The 19,561-nt window shown below is 71.8% G+C and carries 16 protein-coding genes; 8 read left to right on the forward strand and 8 right to left on the reverse strand.

What is annotated here, in order from left to right; translation table 11 throughout:
• The first annotated feature begins 425 nt into the window (after positions 1–425).
• Both BM127_RS07270 and BM127_RS07275 read left to right on the forward strand, forming a co-directional pair.
• The gene (locus BM127_RS07270) at positions 426–2,198 is read left to right on the forward strand and encodes a rhamnosyltransferase WsaF family glycosyltransferase (RefSeq protein ID WP_091196540.1); all 1,773 of its coding nucleotides are present in this window, start codon (positions 426–428) and stop codon (positions 2,196–2,198) included.
• A complete protein-coding gene (locus BM127_RS07275; RefSeq protein ID WP_091196542.1) occupies positions 2,188–3,408 on the forward strand; it encodes a glycosyltransferase in 1,221 nt (406 codons plus the stop codon). Before BM127_RS07270 ends, BM127_RS07275 begins: the two co-directional genes overlap by 11 nt.
• On the opposite strand, the gene BM127_RS07280 is transcribed toward BM127_RS07275, so the two are convergent.
• Positions 3,363–4,079, reverse strand: coding sequence for a TIGR03936 family radical SAM-associated protein (locus BM127_RS07280; RefSeq protein ID WP_231263308.1), 717 nt, complete (start codon positions 4,077–4,079; stop codon positions 3,363–3,365). The two genes, BM127_RS07275 and BM127_RS07280, sit on opposite strands and share 46 nt — an antisense overlap.
• Before the next feature lie 43 nt (positions 4,080–4,122).
• Positions 4,123–6,135 (reverse strand): DUF7657 domain-containing protein, encoded by a 2,013-nt coding sequence (locus BM127_RS07285; RefSeq protein WP_139227680.1) that lies wholly within the window; start codon positions 6,133–6,135, stop codon positions 4,123–4,125.
• Here BM127_RS07285 and BM127_RS07290 point away from each other — a divergent pair.
• Genes BM127_RS07290 through BM127_RS07300 form a run of 3 tightly spaced genes read left to right on the forward strand, consistent with a single transcriptional unit; the run spans position 6,113 to position 8,219 of the window.
• Positions 6,113–6,922, forward strand: a complete 810-nt coding sequence (locus BM127_RS07290) for a glycosyltransferase family 2 protein (RefSeq protein ID WP_091196551.1) — start codon at positions 6,113–6,115, stop codon at positions 6,920–6,922. The two genes, BM127_RS07285 and BM127_RS07290, sit on opposite strands and share 23 nt — an antisense overlap.
• Positions 6,919–7,323: a DUF2304 domain-containing protein gene (locus BM127_RS07295; protein ID WP_091196553.1), complete on the forward strand. Its 405-nt coding sequence runs from the start codon at positions 6,919–6,921 to the stop codon at positions 7,321–7,323. Before BM127_RS07290 ends, BM127_RS07295 begins: the two co-directional genes overlap by 4 nt.
• Positions 7,320–8,219: a glycosyltransferase family 2 protein gene (locus tag BM127_RS07300; protein WP_091196555.1), complete on the forward strand. Its 900-nt coding sequence runs from the start codon at positions 7,320–7,322 to the stop codon at positions 8,217–8,219. Before BM127_RS07295 ends, BM127_RS07300 begins: the two co-directional genes overlap by 4 nt.
• A 9-nt stretch (positions 8,220–8,228) precedes the next feature.
• Here the strand turns inward: BM127_RS07300 and BM127_RS07305 are convergent, their stop codons facing one another.
• Both BM127_RS07305 and BM127_RS07310 read right to left on the reverse strand, forming a co-directional pair.
• The gene (locus tag BM127_RS07305; protein ID WP_091196558.1) at positions 8,229–9,332 is read right to left on the reverse strand and encodes a glycosyltransferase family 4 protein; all 1,104 of its coding nucleotides are present in this window, start codon (positions 9,330–9,332) and stop codon (positions 8,229–8,231) included.
• Positions 9,333–9,341: 9 nt separating this feature from the next.
• Complete coding sequence (locus tag BM127_RS07310; RefSeq protein ID WP_091196561.1) at positions 9,342–10,553, reverse strand: hypothetical protein; 1,212 nt, start codon at positions 10,551–10,553, stop codon at positions 9,342–9,344.
• A 111-nt stretch (positions 10,554–10,664) separates the two neighbouring features.
• On the opposite strand from BM127_RS07310, the gene BM127_RS07315 reads away from it, so the two are divergent.
• From BM127_RS07315 to BM127_RS07325, 3 genes are read left to right on the forward strand one after another with little or no spacing between them, the layout of a single operon-like run.
• On the forward strand, positions 10,665–11,606 hold the full coding sequence (locus BM127_RS07315) for a hypothetical protein (protein ID WP_198554216.1): 942 nt from the start codon (positions 10,665–10,667) through the stop codon (positions 11,604–11,606).
• On the forward strand, positions 11,603–12,718 hold the full coding sequence (locus BM127_RS07320) for an acyltransferase family protein (protein WP_091196564.1): 1,116 nt from the start codon (positions 11,603–11,605) through the stop codon (positions 12,716–12,718). Before BM127_RS07315 ends, BM127_RS07320 begins: the two co-directional genes overlap by 4 nt.
• An 11-nt stretch (positions 12,719–12,729) precedes the next feature.
• A complete protein-coding gene (locus BM127_RS07325) occupies positions 12,730–14,262 on the forward strand; it encodes a DUF2142 domain-containing protein (protein ID WP_091196565.1) in 1,533 nt (510 codons plus the stop codon).
• On the opposite strand, the gene BM127_RS07330 is transcribed toward BM127_RS07325, so the two are convergent.
• From BM127_RS07330 to rodA, 4 genes are all read right to left on the reverse strand, one after another.
• Positions 14,150–15,829: a glycosyltransferase family 2 protein gene (locus BM127_RS07330; RefSeq protein WP_091196568.1), complete on the reverse strand. Its 1,680-nt coding sequence runs from the start codon at positions 15,827–15,829 to the stop codon at positions 14,150–14,152. The genes BM127_RS07325 and BM127_RS07330 overlap by 113 nt on opposite strands.
• Complete coding sequence (locus tag BM127_RS07335; RefSeq protein ID WP_091196572.1) at positions 15,826–16,194, reverse strand: hypothetical protein; 369 nt, start codon at positions 16,192–16,194, stop codon at positions 15,826–15,828. Before BM127_RS07335 ends, BM127_RS07330 begins: the two co-directional genes overlap by 4 nt.
• Positions 16,195–16,306: 112 nt before the next feature.
• Entirely contained in the window at positions 16,307–18,280 is a 1,974-nt protein-coding gene (locus BM127_RS07340) for a TIGR03960 family B12-binding radical SAM protein (RefSeq protein WP_091196574.1), read from the reverse strand.
• 83 nt (positions 18,281–18,363) lie between these two features.
• Positions 18,364–19,557: a rod shape-determining protein RodA gene (gene rodA / locus BM127_RS07345; protein ID WP_091196577.1), complete on the reverse strand. Its 1,194-nt coding sequence runs from the start codon at positions 19,555–19,557 to the stop codon at positions 18,364–18,366.
• Positions 19,558–19,561: the final 4 nt, after the last annotated feature.

A 19,561-nucleotide genomic window follows, 5' to 3' on the forward strand; every position in this document is an offset into this window, starting at 1 on the left:
CGGTACGGCGTCCACCGCTTACGCGCGAGCGATCCCGGTGACGCAAAGCTTCAGTGGCGGCGACACCCTCCGCGTCAGCGTCTCCGAAGGCCTTCTGCCACCTGCCGCGGTCGCCGGGGGCCCGGAGCCACTGTCACTGGCTCGGCGGGGCCGCGTCGCGGTCCGGTGACGTCCACCCGTCCGGGGTGCCGGGCACTGGGGTGACCGGCGAGAACGTCGTCGGCTCGACGGATCCTGACGGTTGCCAGGGGACGTCGAACGTGGCGAGTATCGCACACCGCGAGCTCCCGGCCCCAAGGCGCGCGGCGAACCGGGACGGGCGCGACCCCCGATATGCTCCCGAGCACCACACGCACGCCACACGCCACGGCACAGACCATGACACCGACGATGTCACCAGCCACGTCACCAGGGGGACCACGAAGTTGGCCACGACAGAGCGCACGATCCAGCATCGCGAGCTGAGCGACGCCGACCTGCTGCGGGAGTCCGACCTCTTCGACGAAGCGTTCTACCTCGAGCAGAACCCACGCCTCGGCGCGCAGGGCAAGGACCCGGTCACCCACTACCTCACGCGCGGCGGGTTCAACGGCAAGGATCCCTCGGCCGCCTTCTCCTCCCGCGCGTACCTCAAGCGCAACCCCGAGGTCGCTGCCGCCAGGATCAACCCGCTGGTCCACTACCTGCGCGTCGGCAGGGCCGAGGGCCGCAGCATGAACCCGCTGGCCGACGACGTCGCGCTGATCGTCGACTCGGGGCTCTTCGACGCCGACTACTACCGCCACTTCCACCCGGACCTGCCCGAGGACGCCGACCTGGTCCGCCACTACCTCCGCTTCGGGGCCCGCCGCGGCGACGACCCCAGCGAGCTCTTCTCCACCACGGGCTACCAGCGGCAGAACGCCGACGTCGCCAAGAGCGGAGCCAACCCGCTCCTGCACTACCTGGCCTTCGGCCGCCACGAGGGGCGGATCGCACCCCGCGGCAAGCTGCGCGAGCCCTACTTCGACAGCCTCTTCGCCCAGCAGTGGGCGCACCTCGCGCCGCTCCCGGTCGCGCACCTGCCGTCCGTCGGGCCGCGGGTCACCGTCCTCACCGACAGCGTCGGACCCTCCAGCCTCTTCGGCGGGGTGGGCACCTCCATCGTCCTCGCGATCCTGCTGGCCAACCGCTTCGGTGCCACGCTGCGGATCGCCACGCGCACCGAGGCTCCGGACCCGAGCGTCGTCACCACGCTCGAGCGGGCGGCCGGGGTGCGCCTCGAGGGGGCGCTGGAGACGGCGTACGTCCCGGTCGGGGGCGACCAGGAGCTGGCGGTCGCCGACGACGAGATCCTCATGACGACCTCGTGGTGGACCACCCGGGCCACGCTCGGGAGCACCGTCGACCGCTCCCGGGTGCTCTACCTCCTCCAGGAGGACGAGCGGATGTTCTACGCGTTCGGCGACGAGCGCCTGATGTGCAGCGAGACCCTGGACGAGCGCGGGTTCACCGTCGTCGTCAACACCCAGCGGCTGCTCGACCACCTCGGCTCCGCCGGCCACTACCCCCACCTCGCCGACGAGGCCATCGCGCTCACGCCCGCCTTCCCCGGCGGCCTCCCACGCGAGGGCGCCGACCTGGGCGCACGTCCCGAGGGCCGGCGGCGACTCTTCTTCTACTCCCGCCCCGAGAACGCGCGCAACCTCTTCTGGCGTGGCGGCACCGTCCTGTCCCGCGCCGTCGAGCAGGGCCTGCTCGACCCCGACGAGTGGGAGCTGCACCTCGTCGGCCGGCGCACGCCCGACCTGACCTTCCCCCGTGACACCAAGCCGCTGGTGGTCGAGGGCCTCGACTGGCTCGCCTACCAGGACCTGGTCCGCACCATCGACGCGGCGCTGGTGCTGATGGACACCCCGCACCCCTCCTATCCCCCGCTCGACCTGGCCGCCGCCGGCGTACCGGTCCTCACCAACACCCACGGCAGCAAGCAGGACCTGTCCGACTACTCGGCCAACATCCTCACCGCGCCCTCGACCGTCGACGGCCTCCTCGAGGGGATGGCGCGTCTCCTCGCCCTGTCCGACGACCGGGCCCAGCGCGCGGCCAACGTGCGCGCCGACGGGATCGAGCGCGACTGGAACGTCAGCCTCGCGCCGACGGTCGACGCGCTGGTCGAGCGCTTCGCCGGCGTCATGCGGTCCGACGATGTTCGCTGACCTCCCGCACCCGCACGGACCCCGCCCGGTGCTGTGGGACAGCACCGTCACCCAACGCGTCGGCCGCATGCTCGACGGTGACGTCAAGGTGGCCTGGTTCTACGGGCAGCCCGACACGAGCACCTTCCGCTACCGCGTGGCCAACGTCGTCGAGGCGCTCAACAGCGACCCGGCCTCCCCCGTGGGTGCCGGCTGGTTCAGCGACGACGACATCCCCTCGGTGCTTCCCGTGGTCCCCCAGCTCGACGCCATCGTGCTGGTGCGGCACCGCTACGGCGGGCACGTACGCCGCCTCGCCGCGACCGCGGCCCGGGCGGGCGTGCCGCTGCTCTTCGACAGCGACGACCTCGTCTTCGACACGTCGTACGCCGACATGATGATGGACTCGCTGGGGCGCGACGCGACCGTGAGCCTCGACTGGGACGTCTGGTACGCCTACATGGGTCGGCTCGGCGCCACCCTGCGCCTGTGCGAGGGTGCCTTCACCACCAACCAGACCCTGCGTGCCGCCCTCGGCAGGCACCTGCCGATCGAGGACGTGCACGTCGTCCCCAACGTGCTCAACCGGGTCCAGCAGGAGTTCAGCCGGACCGTGCTCGAGGCCAAGGAGGGCTCGGGCTACCGGCGCTCGGGCCCCGTCGTCATCGGCTACTTCAGCGGCACCCCCTCGCACGTCCGCGACTTCACGGTGGCGGCTCCCGCACTCGCCCGGCTCCTCGCCCGCGACGCCGACGTCGCCATCCGGATCGCCGGCTTCCTCGACGACGTCGGCCCGCTCGAGGAGTTCCGCGACCGGATCGAGTTCGTGCCGTTCATGCACTACGTCGACCTGCAGCGGTCCATCGCGGAGGTGGAGGTCAACATCGCCCCGCTCCAGCACAACGGCTTCAACATCTGCAAGTCGGACCTGAAGTTCTTCGAGGCAGCGGTGGTGGGCACGTGGACCGTGGCCTCGCACACCCCGTCGCTCGACGCCGCCATCACCGACGGCGTCACCGGACGGCTGGCCCGCGACCACGAGTGGGACTTCGCCCTCGCCGAGGCCGTCGACCTCGCCCGCGACTCCGAGCGCTACGCGGCCACCATGTCGGCGGCCGCCGAGCACGCGCACCGCACGTGGGCGTGGGACTCGGTCGCAGAGCCGGTGCGAGCCGCGCTGACCGCTCAGCTGGCGAAGGGGTCGGTGACCTCGCCGCTCACGGGGTCGTAGAGCCCCTGGCCGATCCGGGTCATCAGGGCCGGGCCGGTCGGCTCGAGGCCACCGAGGCGCGTCATGCCGGCGAGGATGTCGTCGGCGCGCACGGTCGGCTCGCCGTGCCTGAGCACGAGCTCGATCGACGTGCCCGCACCCGCGTCGTCCACCACGGCGAGGTGGGTGACTGCCGCGCGCGCGTCGAACGTCCGCATCCCCCGCTTGGTCATCCGCTCGACCAGCACCTCGGGCGCCGCCAGGAAGGCCTCCACGGCCCGGCAGGCGTCCTCGCGCGGCACGTCGACGTCGATGCGCCAGCGGCTGGCCTGCAGCAGGTCGGAGAGCGATCCGCCGGGTGAGACGACCACGGCCAGGACGTCGAGGCCCGGCGGCAGTGAGGCGTCGAGTGCCTGGTGCACGTCCGCAGGCTCCACCACCTCGGCGAGCGCGAGCTCGAGGTACTCCGCCTCGCTCGCCGCCCCGGTGGGCGAGGCCCCGGCGTAGGAGATCCGGGGGTGCGGGTTGAATCCCGAGGAGTAGGCCATCGGGATCCGGGCGCGGAAGACCGCACGCTCGAAGGCGCGGGAGAAGTCGCGGTGGCTGGTGAACCGGAGCCGGCCGCGCTTGGCGTAGCGTACGCGGAGACGCTGGACCGGGGGTGGCTGCTGCTCGGGCTGGTCCTTGGGCACCGGCACACCGTAGCCGGGCGGCCGGGTTCGGGACGAGACGACGTCAGGAGACGTCGTACACCCACCGGGTGGAGCCACCCCAGTCGAACGAGCTGACCGGCGTCAGGCAGTCCTGGTCGAGCTCGCGGCTGGACACGACCGTGCTCAGGCGGCCCATCCGTCGGGCGACGGTGCACGGCGAACCGGTGATGGAGATGATGTCGGGCCCGGGGTTGGCGAAGGTCAGCTCGCGGTCCTTGCTCCAGGTGAACCAGATGTAGGAGCCGCCCCGGTTCCAGACGTCCTCGTGCTCACGCCCCGGGTCGAGCCTCGACCAGACGTCCACCGCGGGTCCCGACATCTGACGCCCCGACAGGGCCGGCGTGCCCGTGGCCATCATCAGCGAGTCCACCCCGTAGCTGTCCGCGACCCAGAGGTCGCCCGCCTCGCGGGCCGCGGGCGACCCCGCCAGGAGCTCCTGGGAGATGTCGCTGCCGCGGAGGTCGGCGAGGCCGACCAGCAGCGGGTTGACGTTCCAGACGAGCGTGAGGGCGAGCACCCCTCCCAGGGCGTAGCCCAGCACGTGCCGCGGGCGGAAGGTGAGGGCGAAGACGGCGGCGCCGAGCCCGAGGGCGGCCAGCCAGATCGCGGCGACGGAGAGGTCGGGGAGGTTCTGGAGGCGGAGGAAGGACCCGGCGTACGCCCCCACTGCGGCGGTCGTGCCGCCGGCGAGGAGCGACCATGAGGCAGCGCCGCGCGAGCGCGCCGCGGGCAGCACCAGGCACATCAGGACCACGCCGAGGTGTCCGAGGATCTGGGTCGACCGGCCGGACGGCACCTGGTTGAGCAGGGGGATCCGCTCCCCCAGGGCCCCGAACTCCACGGTGGACCAGAGCAGCCAGAAGCCCGTCAGCGCCACCATCGTGACCACCGCCCAGCGTTGGCCCGGCACGCGCCAGACCACGCCGCGCGAGAGCAGCAGGAGGGTCACCAGGAGCGCCACGGTGAAGCCGGAGGAGATCTCGGACGAGTTGGACCCGGCGACGGCGACACCGTCGGACAGGATGCCGAGGTTGGTCGCCCCGAACAGCGCCTGGACGGAGTTGGCGGACCCCGTGACCACCCTGGCGCCGGGGTAGACGGTGGAGCCGGATGCCTGGATCGCCTCGCTGTTCTCGAGGTAGACCGCGGCGAGGAGCACGACCGTGAGGAGGCCGACCCCGCCGACCACGGCCGCGGTGCGCCGGCCGGGTGCGGTCGCCAGCAGGGCCGCGACGGTGCCGACCAGGATCACCGGCACGACGACCAGCGCCCACGGGGGGTAGAGGAGCGGCGTACGCACCAGGAGGGCCGCGCCGACGACGCCCCACAGCCCGGCCCGCCACCAGCGGCCGTGGTGGGCCTCGAGGCAGGCCTTCTGCAGGGACACCGCCCCGGCGAGCGCGAAGCCGAAGAGGTTGGCGTGGGTGTTGGACCACCACGCGTTGGCCGGGGAGAGGAGGATCAGGGTCGCGGCGAACCAGCCGATCCAGCGACTGAGGGTGAGCGTCCGGAACCACGCCGGCGCGGCCAGGAGGAGCAGCAGCGTGCCCAGCCAGAACTTGGCCGCGAACAGCATGCTGTCGGGCAGCCAGGGGCCGAGTCGCAGCGCCGTGCCGTCGAGGAACAGCAGTGACGTCACCGGCCCGGACGGAAGGACGTTGAGGAGGGCCTGCGACGCAGTCAGCGGGTTGACGTCCTCGGTCTGCCCGGTCGCGGTCACGCCGAGCGCGAGCGGGCTCGCGGTCAGGAACTCGTCGGACCGGGTGCTGCGCGCCTCCCCGAGCATGACGCCCGAGGGGTTGTCGGGGTCGGCCCGCAGCTCATCTGCTCCGATCGACGACTGCGTCGCGCCGGCCAGGCACACCACGAGGTAGAGGAGCACCGGCAGCACGACGTGCCACGGGAGGGCCGGCAGGGCGAACCTGCGTGCGGGACCAGCAACGATGTGGCCCACGAGGACCCCGACCTCCTTGACGCATGGACCGACGAGCGGCCGCGATAGTATCGCGGCCATGTCCGGGGACCGCGTGCTCATCATCGTTCCCGCGTGGAACGAGCAGGACGCGATCGCCGGCACGATCGCCGAGATCCGCGAGTGCGTCCCCGACGCCGACCTCCTCGTCATCGACGACGGGTCGCGCGACTTCACCGTCGACCGTGCCCGCGCCGCCGGGGCGACCGTCTGCCCGCTGCCGTTCAACCTCGGTGTCGGCGGCGCGATGCGCACGGGCTACCGCTACGCGCTGCGCCACGGATACGACGTCGCGGTGCAGATCGACGCCGACGGCCAGCACGATCCGCGCTACCTCGCGGCACTGCTCGCCGGGCTCGACCACGCCGACGTCGTCATCGGCGCGCGCTTCGCCACGCCCGACGACCCCTACAAGGTGCGCGGCCCGCGACGCTGGGCGATGGTGCTGCTGGCCACGGTGCTCTCCCGCCTGGCGCACACGCGCCTGACCGACGTGACCTCCGGCTTCCGGGTGTCCAACCGGCGCGCGATCGCGGTGTTCGCCACCCACTACCCGGCCGAGTACCTCGGTGACACCGTCGAGTCGCTGGTCATCGCCGCCCGCGCGGGCTGCACCATCACCCAGGTCCCGGTCACCATGCGGGCGCGCATGGCGGGCACGGCCTCCCACTCGCCCTTCAAGGCCGCCGTCTACCTCTGCCGCGCCGTCGTCGCACTGATCCTCGCGCTCGTGCGCGACTGGCCCGCCCAGCTCGAGGACGTCGCGCCCGGCGACGACCCGGCGGTCGTCCCGGCGCCCGCCCCGGGCCCCGAGGCCGAGCCCACCCACGAGCAGGAGGTACGCGGATGAGTGCAGTGACGATCCTGGGGATCGCCGGCTCGATCATCATCCTGTTCGCGCTCTTCGAGATGATGCGGCGTCACCGGCTGCGAGAGAAGTACGCCCTGATCTGGGCGCTCGTCGCGCTCGCCATCATCACCGTCGCCGCGTTCCCCTCCCTCCTGATCCGCACCTCGGAGGCGATCGGCCTGGAGGTCCCGGCCAACCTGCTGTTCTTCGCGGCCTCCATGGTGATCATGGTGCTGACGCTCCAGCACAGCTCGGAGCTGGGCCGGCTGGAGGAGCGCACCCGCACCCTCGCGGAGGAGATCGCGCTGCTGCGCCTCGAGATCGACCAGCACCGTCACCCCGGTGGCCTGCTCCGTCCGAGCGAGCCGCGCGACGAGCACCCGCGCGAGCTGCGCGAGTGAGCCCGGACAGCAGCCCGCTCGAGGTCTTCATCCCCTTCTGGGGCGACCCCGAGCTGCTCTACGCGACGGTGGAGAGCGTGCGGGCCCAGACCGACCCGGACTGGATGATCACCGTCGTCGACGACTGCTACCCCGACCCGACGGTGGCCGAGCACTTCGAGGCTGAGACCGACCCGCGCATCCACTACCTGCGCAACGAGGTCAACGTCGGCATCACCGACAACTACCAGCGCTGCCGCGAGCTGGCCTCCGGCGAGCTGATGATGTTCCTGGGCTGCGACGACCTCATGCACCCCGACTTCGTCGGCACCGTGAAGGCCGCGCACAGCGAGTTCCCCCGCGCCGCCACCATCCAGGTCGGTGTGCAGGTCATCGACGAGCACGACCACCCGATCGACCCGCTCACCGACAAGGTCAAGCGGGCGATCCGCCCCCGCGTACGCCGTCGTACGGAGCTGTCCGGCGAGCCGCTCGCCACCAGCCTGCTGCGCGGTGCGTGGCACTACTGGCCGGCGCTGGTGTTCCGCACCGAGGTCCTCAACAGGTTCCCCTTCCGTGACGGCCTGCCGATCATCCAGGACCTCGCCCTGCTGATCGACCTGACCGCTGCCGGGGAGTCGCTCGTGCTCGATCCGACCGTGTGCTTCTCCTACCGACGGCACACGCAGAGCGCGTCCGCGACCAGCCTGCTGCACGGCAGCCGCTTCGCCGACGAGCGTCGCTACTACGCCGCCGCGGCCGAGCAGATGGAAGCACGCGGATGGACCCGCGCGGCCCGCACCGCCCGCACGCGGTGGACGTCGCGGCTGCACGCGGTGACGCTGCTGCCGACCGCCCTCAGGCGGCGCGAGCGCACCGTCGTACGGTCCCTGGTGGACCACACGCTCGAGCGCTGAGGAGCCGCCTCAGCGGGCGGCCAGGGCCGTCCGGAACACCGCGAGCGTCTCGTGCGCGACCCGCTCCCAGCTGAAGAGGCGCGCCTGCTCGAGCCCGGCCGCCGCCATGCCCGGCAGCACCTCGGGTCGGGTCGCCACGGTCCGCAGCGCATCGGCGATGGAGTCGAGGTCGAGCGAGTCGAACCAGAGCGCGGCGTCACCGCCCACCTCGCGGAGGACCGGGAGGTCGGAGGCGATCACGGGCAGCCCCTCGGCCATCGCCTCCAGGATCGGCAGGCCGAACCCCTCGGCGAGGGTCGGGAAGGCCAGCGCACGGGCGCGCGAGCGCAGGTCCGCGAGCTCGGCGTCGTCGACCCATCCCCGCAGCTCGACCCACTCGCCCATCCCGGTCTCCGCGACCACGGGCGCCAGCGGGTCGTCACCCCGCGCGCCGGTGATCACCAGGCGCGGGCGTACGTCCTCCTCCACCAGCGCGAGGGCGCGGACGAGGCGGTCCCAGTTCTTGTGCGGGCGCCGCTGGCCGCTGGCCACGACGAGGTTCTCGGGGCGCTGCGCCGGTGCGGGCGGCGAGTCCGGGTGCTCGGCGGCGAGGGGCACGACGTGCAGCCGCTGGCGCGGGAACCCCAGATACTTCACGATCTCGTCGCCGGACACCTCGCTGTCGGTGATCACGTGGGCCGCGTTGGCGGCTCCGCGCTTCTCCATCCACATCACCGGTCGTGTGTAGAGCGGTGTGGTCATCAGCTCGGGGTGGCTCCAGTAGAGCATGTCGTGGATGGTCACGACCGTCGGCATGGACGTCCACATCGGGCTCAGCGTGGCGGGCGAGTGGACGAGCTGCGCCTTGCGACGGCTGGCCGTCCAGCTCGACGCGACCAGCTCCCCGAAGGCCCACACGAAGCGGTTCTCACCGCTGATGCGCGAGGCGATGACCTCGCCCGGGAACCACGACAGGTCGAGCGCGGCGCCCTCCTTGCTGGCGAGCGCGACGAAGTCGAGCCCGGTGTCCATCCGGCCCAGCGCGCGGTAGAGCTCGCGCGTGTAGGTCTCCATCCCGCCCTTGGTGCCGGTGTAGGAGAGCATGTCGACGAGGACGAGGGGGCGCGTGGGCACCGCGGGAGCCTAACCGATCCGCTGCCGGCCCCAGACGAGGTGCACGGCCACCCCGACGATCGGACCGACCAGCAGCGAGGCGACCACGCGCGCCTCCAGGCCCCAGGGCAGCAGGAGGGTCGCGACCGTCGCCGCGGTGGCAGCGAGCCAGCCGGCGAGGTAGACGGTGTGGTGGTCGAGCGCGATCGCGGCCGCGCCGGTGACGGTGAGCAGGGCCACCAGTCCGGCTCCCAGCACCAGGCCGGCGAACACCGGGCCGTCGAGGTGGTAGTCGGGGTTGACGATGCGCAGCGCCCACGGGCCGATCGGCCACGCGGCGAGGGCGCCGACGACCGTGAGGCCGGCGAGGCCGACCAGCACCGGGACCAGTGCTCGTACGCCGTGCGCCGCGACCTTGGTGACCACGACGTTCTGGTAGGCGCCGAGCGGCACGAGGAGGGGCGCGCGGCACAGGGAGACGGCGAGCATGATCGGTGCCGCGCTGGCGAAGACCTCGTCGGAGGTCGTGACCTGCAGCAGCACCGGGTAGCCGACGAGCAGCAGGGCCGAGACCCCGGCCGCGGTGCACGCAGCCACCAGGCGCCGCACGATCGCACGGACGTCACCGTCGATCCGCTGGTTCCAGAGGTCGCGATAGCGACTGGACGCCACGGTGGCCGCGACCCAGAACCCGGATGCGACGGCGCTGGCGAACGCGAAGCCGACCACGCCGCCGGCCAGCACCACCACGACGCCGAACAGCACGAGCCGGGTCGCGGTCTCCCCCGCGACGAGGAGGCTGTAGCCGGACCACGCCCGGCGGCCGGAGGCGACGCCGGCGACCGCGACGTGGCCGCTGAAGAGGGTCGTGCCGAGCACGGTGGCACCCAGCAGCGGCACCCAGTGGGTGCCGAAGACGGACGGCGCCCACAGCACCCCGGTGAGGCCGACCACGGCGACCAGGGCCAGTGCGAACCCCAGGACGACGGGCATGACCAGAGTCGTACGGGCACCGGGGTCGCGCGTGCTGCTGACCGCCCGCGTCGTCTCGGTGGTCACGCCGATCAGCACGCCGTACATGGCGAACACGACCCCCCAGAACACGAGGAAGTCGGCGTTGTCGGCCTTGCTGAGGGTGCGCGCGGCGAGGATCAGCGCAAGGTAGCCGGACGCACCGCTCACCACGGCGGCGCCGAGGACGAGGGCGGTCGGCGAGCTCGTCAGCTGCGATCGTCTCGACACGGTCGCCCATGCTAGGCGTCGTCGGGCGCCCCGGAGGCACCGGCGCGGCCGGGGCCCGACCACCTGTATCGTCCGAGCCGTCCAGCAAGGCATCGACAGGGGGACCACGGCATGCTGCGAGAGCGATTGGTGGCGAACTCGCCGCGACTGGCGCAGGCGCTCCAGCAGGCGCGCGCCCAGACCCCCGGCTCGCTCACCCGCGAGATCGAGCTCAACCGGATCCTGCTCGGCACCATGATGGCCCGCCAGCTCCCCGCGACGGCAGGCTCGCTGCGCGACGTCGAGTTCCGGGTGTTCTCGCAGTACGGCGACGACGGGATCATCCAGTACCTCCTGCAGCACGTGGACGCACCCGAGAGCTTCATCGAGTTCGGCGTGGAGACCTATCGCGAGTCCAACACCCGCTTCCTGCTCGTGAAGGACAACTGGCGCGGGCTGGTGATCGACGGCAGCGAGTCCAACGTGGCCAGCATCAGGACGCTGGCCGAGCACTGGCGCCACGACCTGACGGCGCTGGCCAGCTTCATCACCCGCGACAACATCAACGACCTGTTCTCCGGTGCCGGTTTCACCGGCGAGGTCGGGCTGCTGAGCATCGACATCGACGGCAACGACTACTGGGTCTGGGAGGCGGTCGAGGTGGTCTCCCCCGTGGTCGTCGTCGCGGAGTACAACAGCGTCTTCGGTTCGGAGGCGAAGGTGTCCGTCCCCTACGCCGCCGACTTCACGCGGAAGGCCGCGCACCACTCCCACCTGTTCTTCGGCGCCTCGCTGGCAGCGCTGTGCGCCCTGGGCGAGCGCAAGGGCTATGCCTTCGTCGGCAGCAACAGCAACGGCAACAACGCCTACTTCGTGCGGCTCGACCAGCTCGGTGACCTCCCGGCGCTGACGGCTGCCGAGGGCTACGTCGAGTCCCGCTTCCGCGAGTCGCGCGACGCCTCCGGCAACCTCACGCACCTGACCGGTTCGGCCCGCCTCGACGAGATCTCCCACCTGTCGGTCCACGACTTCACCACCGACTCCGTGCGCCCGCTGCGCGACGTCGTCGGATGACCTCGTCGTCCCACCCCCCACCTGCTGCGGCCGCGCGTCCGCGCGGCGCGGTGCTGCTCGGCGACCGGCTCGACAGCCGGGACAACAACTTCGACCTGCTGCGCCTGCTGGCGGCCTGGTCGGTGCTGGTGTCGCACTCGTTCGCCCTGCTCGGGCGTGAGGAGCCGCTGCACCAGTTCGGCACCACCCTCGGCAACGTCGGCGTGCTGATCTTCTTCGGCGTCAGCGGCCTGCTGATCCGGAGGAGCTGGGAGTACGACCCCTCCCCGCGCGACTTCTGGATCAAGCGGGCGCTGCGCCTGGTCCCCGCCCTGGCCACGGTGGGCGTGGTGACGGCGTTCGTGCTCGGTCCGCTGGTGACCTCGCGTTCCCTCGGGGCCTACTACTCCAGCTGGGAGACCTGGATCTACCCGGTGCGCATCACGCTGCTGTTCCCCTTCGGCGCCGAGCTGCCGGGGGTCTTCGACCACGGCTACTACCCCGGCGCCGTCAACGGGCCGCTCTGGAGCCTGCCCATCGAGGTCTTCGCCTACTTCCTGCTCTTCCTGCTCGGCGTGAGCGGCCTGCTGGCCCGTCGCGCCGTCATCACGGTGGTGGCGGCCATGGGCCTGGCGTGGGCGGCCGTGTGGGTGCCCCTCACCTCCGACGCCGTGGGAGCGACGTACGTCATCGCCGCGTTCGCCGTCGGTGCCGCGGCCTACTCCTGGCGGGACCGGCTGCTGCTCACCTGGCCGGTCGCGCTCGCGCTCCTGCCACTGTGCGTGGCCACGGGCCTGGGGCCGGAGCCGCTACGCGTGGTGACCTGGACGCTGGCGTCGGTCTACCTCTGCTTCTGGTTCGCCTACGCCCTTCCGCCGATCGGTCGCCCGCTGACGCGCTTCGGCGACGCGTCCTACGGCGTCTACATCTGGGCCTTCCCCGTCCAGCAGACCGTCGTCGGTGCGGGCATCGACGACCCGTGGGCGGTCATCGCGATCGCGACGCCGATCGTGTGGCTGCTCGCCATCGCGTCGTGGCGGCTGATCGAGCGACCGGCGCTGCGCCACAAGCCCCGCCCGAGCGCACCCACGGATCCCGACCCTGTCCCGGGTGCACGGCCCGGTGGCGGCTAGGCTCTGCCCCCATGTCCAGAGGGAGCCGCACCGTCCTCGTCTGGCTCGTGACCTGCCTCGCAGCCCTGGTGGCGCTCACCGGCTGGTCGATGGCCTCGCCCCCCGGTTCGTCGCCCGACGACGACTACCACCTGGCCTCGATCTGGTGCGCCCAGGGCGTCGACCCCGACCGCTGCGCGAGCGTCGAGGGCGAGCCGGGCCAGCGCTTGCTCCCCCTCCTCGCCTCCGGCGCCGGCACCTGCTTCGCGACCGACTTCGCCGCGAGCGGCGCCTGCCAGGACGACCTCACCTCGACCAAGCCCCAGGTCGCGACAGGTCACGGCAACTGGGGCGGCGCCTACCCGCCGTACTTCTACCGGGTGATGTCGGTCTTCATCGGCCCCGAGGTGCCGCGGTCCGTGCTCGCGATGCGGCTGGCCAGCTCCGTCATCGTGGTGGCTCTCGTGGCGGGCCTCGCGGCACTCCTCCCCCGTCGCCGCCGCCCGCTGGCCGCCGTACCGCTCGTGCTGACGTCGGTCCCGCTGTCGCTCTCCGTGCTGGCCTCCACCAACCCCAGCGGCTGGGCGGTGCTCGGCGCGGCCACGCTCTGGCCGGCCCTCTACGTCGCGTTCGAGGTCGACGGGTGGCGGCGCAACGCCCTCGCCGCCTTCGCCGTCCTGGCTGCCTTCGTCGGAGCGGGCTCCCGGGCCGACGGGTGCCTCTTCGTGCTGATGAGCGTCGCGCTCGTCCTGATCATCCGCGTGCGGCACCTGCGCCGGGCACCGGTGGTGACCGCCGCAGCCGCCGTGTGCTTCGTGCTGGCGGCGGCGATCTTCCTCTCCTCCGGCCACGCGTCGGCGCTCACCGAGAGCCTGGGCTACACCCGGCCCGAGCTGACCACGACGCAGCTGCTCCTGATCAACCTGTCCTCGCTGCCGACGCTGTGGCTCGGCGCCTTCAGCGCAGGCCCGCTGGGTCGCATCGGCTGGCTCGACACGCCGCTCCCCCCGATGGTCGCCATGCTCACCGTGGCTGCGTGGTTCGGGGTGCTGCTGCAGGGCTGGCGCAGGGTCTTCCCCGCCAAGCTGGTGGCGCTGGGCCTGGTCGGAGCCGCCCTGGTCGTGCAGCCGATGTACCTGCTCATGCAGTCCCACGTCCTGGTGGGCGAGGGGGTCCAGCCCCGCTACGTGCTGCCGGTCCTGGTGATCTTCACCGGCCTGTCACTGCTGGGCACGCGCGGCACCACGCTGCGCCTGACCCCACCCGCCTACTGGGGCATCGTCGCGGCGCTGGGCCTGGCCCACGCCGTCGCGCTGCACGTCCAGGTCCGCCGCTACGTCACTGGCCTGGACGCATCGAAGATCCTCTTCGGCGACGACCTGGAGTGGTGGTGGGGCGTCGGTCCGGGACCGACCCTGGTCTGGGTGGCGGCATCGCTCGGCTTCACCTGGGTCACGGCTGCGGTGCTGCGGCAGGCGCTCGTACGCCCGGGTCGGCCTCGCGGATCCGCTCGCGCAGGATTCGGTGCGGGTCGATCATCGGCGACGCCACCGCACTCGGCGTGAACGCGTCGTCCTCGGGGATGCCCCACCGTCGGACGACCGCGTAGCGCTCCCACGCCTCGGCCCTGCCCTCGCGGGTGCGGGACTCGAAGTGGAACAGCTCGCAGTTGGCGACCCACACGATCGAGCGACCCACGTGGCGCACCTTGTAGCAGAGGTCGACGTCGTTGAAGTTCGACGGAAGCGTCTCGGTGAAGCCGCCGACCTCGAAGTAGGTCTCCCGGGTCATCGCGGCGCAGGCCGCGGTCACGCCGCTCACCTCGCGGTTGACCACGAGCTCGCCGAACGGACCGGGCTCGTCCCGCGTCCAGAACCGGAACGGGTGGCGGTAGTGGCTGCCCCAGTAGGCGTGGCACGCGTGCTGGACGGTGCTGTCGTCGAAGTAGAGCTTGGCCCCGGTCATCCCGACCCGGGGGTCGTCCAACGGTGCGACGAGGTTCTCCAGCCAGCGCTCGGAGATGACCTCCACGTCGTCGTTGAGCAGCACCAGCCGCTCGCCGGACGCCGCCACCGCGCCGAGGTTCATCTTCTCGCTGTAGTTGAACGGCTTGTCGTAGGGGACGAGCACCAGCCGGTCACCGGCGACCTCGCGGAGCTCGTCGAGCACGGCGGCCGGGGTGGGGGTGTCGTGGACGACCACCACCTCCACGTCGGGGTGCGCCGTGCGCGCGAGCAGGGACCGGACCGCCTCCACGACCATCACCCGCCGCTGCCCGAAGACGATGGCGTCCTGGCCCAGGGTGGGGATGACCACCGAGACCCGGATGCCCGGGTCGAGCTCGCGCTGGATGACGTAGCGACCGGGCTCGGCACCCTGGTCGACCCGGGCCGCGACACCGGTGCGGTCGAGGTGGTCCTGCACCGCCCGCTGGCCGGCCACCGTGGCGTAGGGCTTGGCGTCGATGGCAGCGGAGGTCGATCCGGCCACGGCGCGCCAGTGGTAGAGGACCTCGGGGATGTGGACGACGCGGCGGGCCACCTCGCCGATGCGCAGCGCCAGGTCGTGGTCCTGCGATCCGTCGTAGCCCTCGCGGAAGGCTCCCACCTCGCGTACGAGCGAGGTCCGCACGACCGACAGGTGCGAGGTGTACATCTGTCCGCGCAGGCGCTCGGGCGACCAGTCGGGCTTGGTGAAGCGGCCGTAGGTCCTCCCCCGGGCGTCGACCTTGTCCTCGTCGGAGTAGAGGTAGTCGACGTCGTCGTGCTCGTCGATCAGGCGGGCGTTGACCGCGAGCGCATCGGGGGTCAGCAGGTCGTCGTGGTCGAGCAGCACGACGAACTCGCCGCGGGCGGCGGCGATGCCGTCGTTGGACGCCGCGACGATGTGGCCGTTGACGTCGCGCTCGAGCAGCCTGATGCGCGGGTCCCCGAGCATGTGGCGGGTGATGGTGGCGACCACGGTCGGGTCGGTCGAGGCGTCGTCGACCAGGATCCACTCCCAGTCGCGGTGCTCCTGGGCGAGGACCGACGCGATGGTCTCCTCCAGCACGTCCACCGGCGGGTCGAAGACAGGGGTGATGATCGAGAACAGCGGAGGGCCGTCGTCGCGGCCGGTCCTGCTGGGGGTCACCGCAGCCGCCGGCGTACGGACCGGACCACCCGGCGCGGGAACGACGTCCGGGCGGCGGCGAGCTCGCCCTCGAGCTGCTCCACCCGGTGCCGCAGCCGCTGCACCTGCTCGTCGTGGCGCTTCTTCGAACGGGCGAGCCGCTGCTGCAGCTCGGTGGCGCGCTCCGTCGTACGCCGCAGCTTGCGGGTGGTCGACCGCAGCTCCTGCGTCAGGCGGGTCAGGTCGCGGTTGACCCGGCCCACCTCGGCGTCGCTGCCGATGACCTGGTCCCGGTTGACGAGGAGCTCGTGACGGACCTGGGCGATCTCCTCACGGAGCCGCTCGAGCTCCGCGTCGCCGGGCGGCGTCGTCGCGTCCTGGGTCACCCTGTCTCCTCCGCTGGCTGGGCACTGGCTGGGCACTGGTTGGGCACGTGCGCGCGTCAGGTTATCCCACCCGGCACGCGCCGAGCGGGTGGCCGATCGGCCCTGATCGGGGTCAGACGACGCTGAGCGGCAGCAGCGTCTGACCGGTCGGTCCCACCTGGATCTCGGTGCCCATCTCGGGGCAGACGCCGCAGTCGTAGCACGGCGTCCAGCGACAGTCCTCGATCTCGATGTCGGCGCCCTCGGCGGCCGCGAGGGCGTCCTCCCAGTCACCCCACAGCCAGTCCTTGTCGAGGCCGGAGTCGAGGTGCTCCCAGGGCAGCACCTCGTCGTAGTCGCGCTCGCGGACGGTGTACCAGTCGACGTCGACACCGGTGCCGGCCAGCCCACGCTCGGCGGACTCCATCCAGCGGTCGTAGGAGAAGTGCTCGCTCCAGCCGTCGAACCGACCGCCGTCACGCCACACCTCCTCGATGACCCGACCGACGCGGCGGTCGCCCCGCGAGAGCAGTCCCTCGACGATGCCGGGCTTGCCGTCGTGGTAGCGGAAGCCGATCGCGCGGCCGTACTTCTTGTCGTCGCGGACGATGTTGCGCAGCTTGGTGAGCCGCTCGTCGGTGGTGACATGGTCGAGCTGCGCGGCCCACTGGAACGGCGTGTGCGGCTTGGGCACGAACCCACCGATCGAGACGGTGCAGCGGATGTCGTTGCGCCCGGACACCTCGCGTCCCTTGGCGATGACCCGCTTGGCCAGCTCGGCGACCTGGAGGACGTCCTCGTCGGTCTCGGTGGGCAGGCCCACCATGAAGTAGAGCTTCACCTGACGCCAGCCGTGGGAGTAGGCCGCCGCGACCGTGCGGATCAGGTCCTCCTCGGTGACCATCTTGTTGATCACCTTGCGCATCCGCTCCGAGCCGCCCTCGGGCGCAAAGGTCAGGCCCGAGCGTCGGCCGTTGCGGGAGAACTCGTTGGCGAGGGTGATGTTGAAGGCGTCGACGCGCGTGCTGGGCAGCGACAGGGAGACGTTGGATCCCTCGTAGCGGTCAGCCAGGCCCTTGGCGACCTCGCCGATCTCGGTGTGGTCGGCGCTGGAGAGCGACAGCAGGCCGACCTCCTCGAAGCCGGTCTTGCGGATGCCGTTCTCGACCATGTCACCGATGGTCTTGATCGAGCGCTCGCGCACCGGGCGGGTGATCATCCCGGCCTGGCAGAAGCGGCAGCCGCGGGTGCAGCCGCGGAAGATCTCGACCGAGAAGCGCTCGTGGACGGTCTCGGCCAGCGGGACCAGCGGGTTGGCCGGGTAGGGCCACTGGTCGAGGTCCATCAGCGTGTGCTTGCGCACCCGGAACGGGATACCGGGGCGGTTGGGCACGACGGCCTCGATGGAGCCGTCCGCGGCGTAGGTGACGTCGTAGAAGCGCGGGACGTAGATGTTGCCGGTGACGGCCAGGCGGCGCAGCAGCTCCTCGCGCCCGCCGGGCTTGTCCTGGGCCTTCCACTCGCGCACGACCTCGGAGATCGCGAGCACGACCTCCTCACCGTCGCCGAGCACCGCGGCGTCGACGAAGTCGGCGATCGGCTCGGGGTTGAACGCCGCGTGACCGCCGGCGATCACGACCGGGTCGTCCTCGCCACGGTCGACCGCGTGCAGCGGGATCCCGGCGAGGTCGAGCGCGTTGAGCATGTTGGTGTAGCCGAGCTCGGTGGAGAAGCTCAGGCCGAAGAGGTCGAAGGCCCCGACCGGACGGTGGCCGTCGACGGTGAACTGCGGGATCGGCCCCAGCTCGTCGCCGGTGCGCATCACCTGCTCCATGTCGGCCCACACCGAGTAGGTGCGCTCGGCCAGGATCCAGTCCCGCTCGTTGAGCACCTCGTAGAGGATCTGGACGCCCTGGTTGGGCAGGCCGACCTCGTAGGCGTCGGGATACATCAGGGCCCACCGGACCGTGGGGCCGCCCGACTCCGAGGCGTCGGCGCAGTCCCAGTCCTTGACGACGGAGTTGAGCTCACCGCCGACGTACTGGATGGGCTTCTGGACCGACGGCAGCTTCGCCTCCAGGCGCGGGAAGACCGACGCGACGGACATGGGAGAACACCTCGATCAGGGAAGAGGATCAGGGAAGAGCGGGAGGGCGACCACCTAGGTTACGTCGCCGCGCCGGGTGCGGCCTAACCTGGGAGGACCGCTCCCCGGTGGGACGAGCGGCCCGATGACCGCAGGTGGATGTTCTGCAGCAGGCCGAGCGCGAGCATCCCGGCGAAGAGCGAGCTCCCGCCGTAGGAGACGAACGGCAGAGGGACGCCGGTGACCGGCATGATGCCCAGGCACATGCCGATGTTCTGGAAGGCCTGGAAGCCCCACCAGCAGGCGATCCCCGCGGCAGCCACGCGGCCGAACAGGTCGCCGGCCTCGGCCGAGATGGCCAGCGCGCGCCAGATGACCACGGCCAGGAGCAGGATGGTCACGCCGGCGCCGACGAGGCCCAGCTCCTCACCGGCCACGGTGAAGATGAAGTCGGTGTGCTGCTCGGGCACGAAGCCCGACCGGGTCTGGGAGCCCTCGAAGAGGCCCTGCCCGAACAGTCCGCCGTTGCCGACCGCGATGCGTGCCTGCTCGGTGTTGTAGCCCGCCCCCCGCGGGTCGAGCCCGGGGTTGGTGAAGGCCAGGAAGCGGTCGACCTGGTAGGGCTTGAGCACCCCGGCCGACACGGCCCCGATGGCTCCGACCACGGCGGCGAGGCCCAGGCCGCCCAGCCACCGTCCCCCGGCCCCGGCGATCGCCAGGACCCCGAACACCGTGGCGGACAGGACCAGCATGGTGCCGAGGTCCGGCTGCAGCAGGATCAGGACGGCCGGGATCCCGGCGATGGTGAGCATCGCGACCACCTCGAGGCTCCCGACCCCGCGACCCCAGCGTCGCTCGGTGCGCTCGGCGACGACCAGCGCCATGCCGATGACGACGGCGAGCTTGGCGAACTCCGACGGCTGGATCGACATGCCGCCGACCTGGAGCCACGAGCGGGAGCCGTTGATGGTGGTGCCGGCGACGAGGACCAGCACGAGGCCCACGACGCTGGCGACGTACGCCAGGGGCGCGAGGATGCGCACCCACCGGTGGTCGGTGGCGAGCACCGCGACCATCAGCACCAGCCCGATGGCGACGTTGACCAGCTGCTTGCGCAGGTAGGCGTCGGCATCCCCACCCGTGAGGTCGGCGCGCGTCGACGTCGCCGACCAGACCAGCAGCGTGCCCAGCACCACCAGGGCGAGGGTGGCGAGCATCAGCAGCCAGTCGAGGCCGGGCGCGCGCAGCGATCCCGCGGTCTGGGGGCGGCCGGCGGGACGGGTGGACAGGACGGTCATCGAC

The organism is Nocardioides alpinus (assembly GCF_900112035.1).
Classification (GTDB): domain Bacteria; phylum Actinomycetota; class Actinomycetes; order Propionibacteriales; family Nocardioidaceae; genus Nocardioides; species Nocardioides alpinus.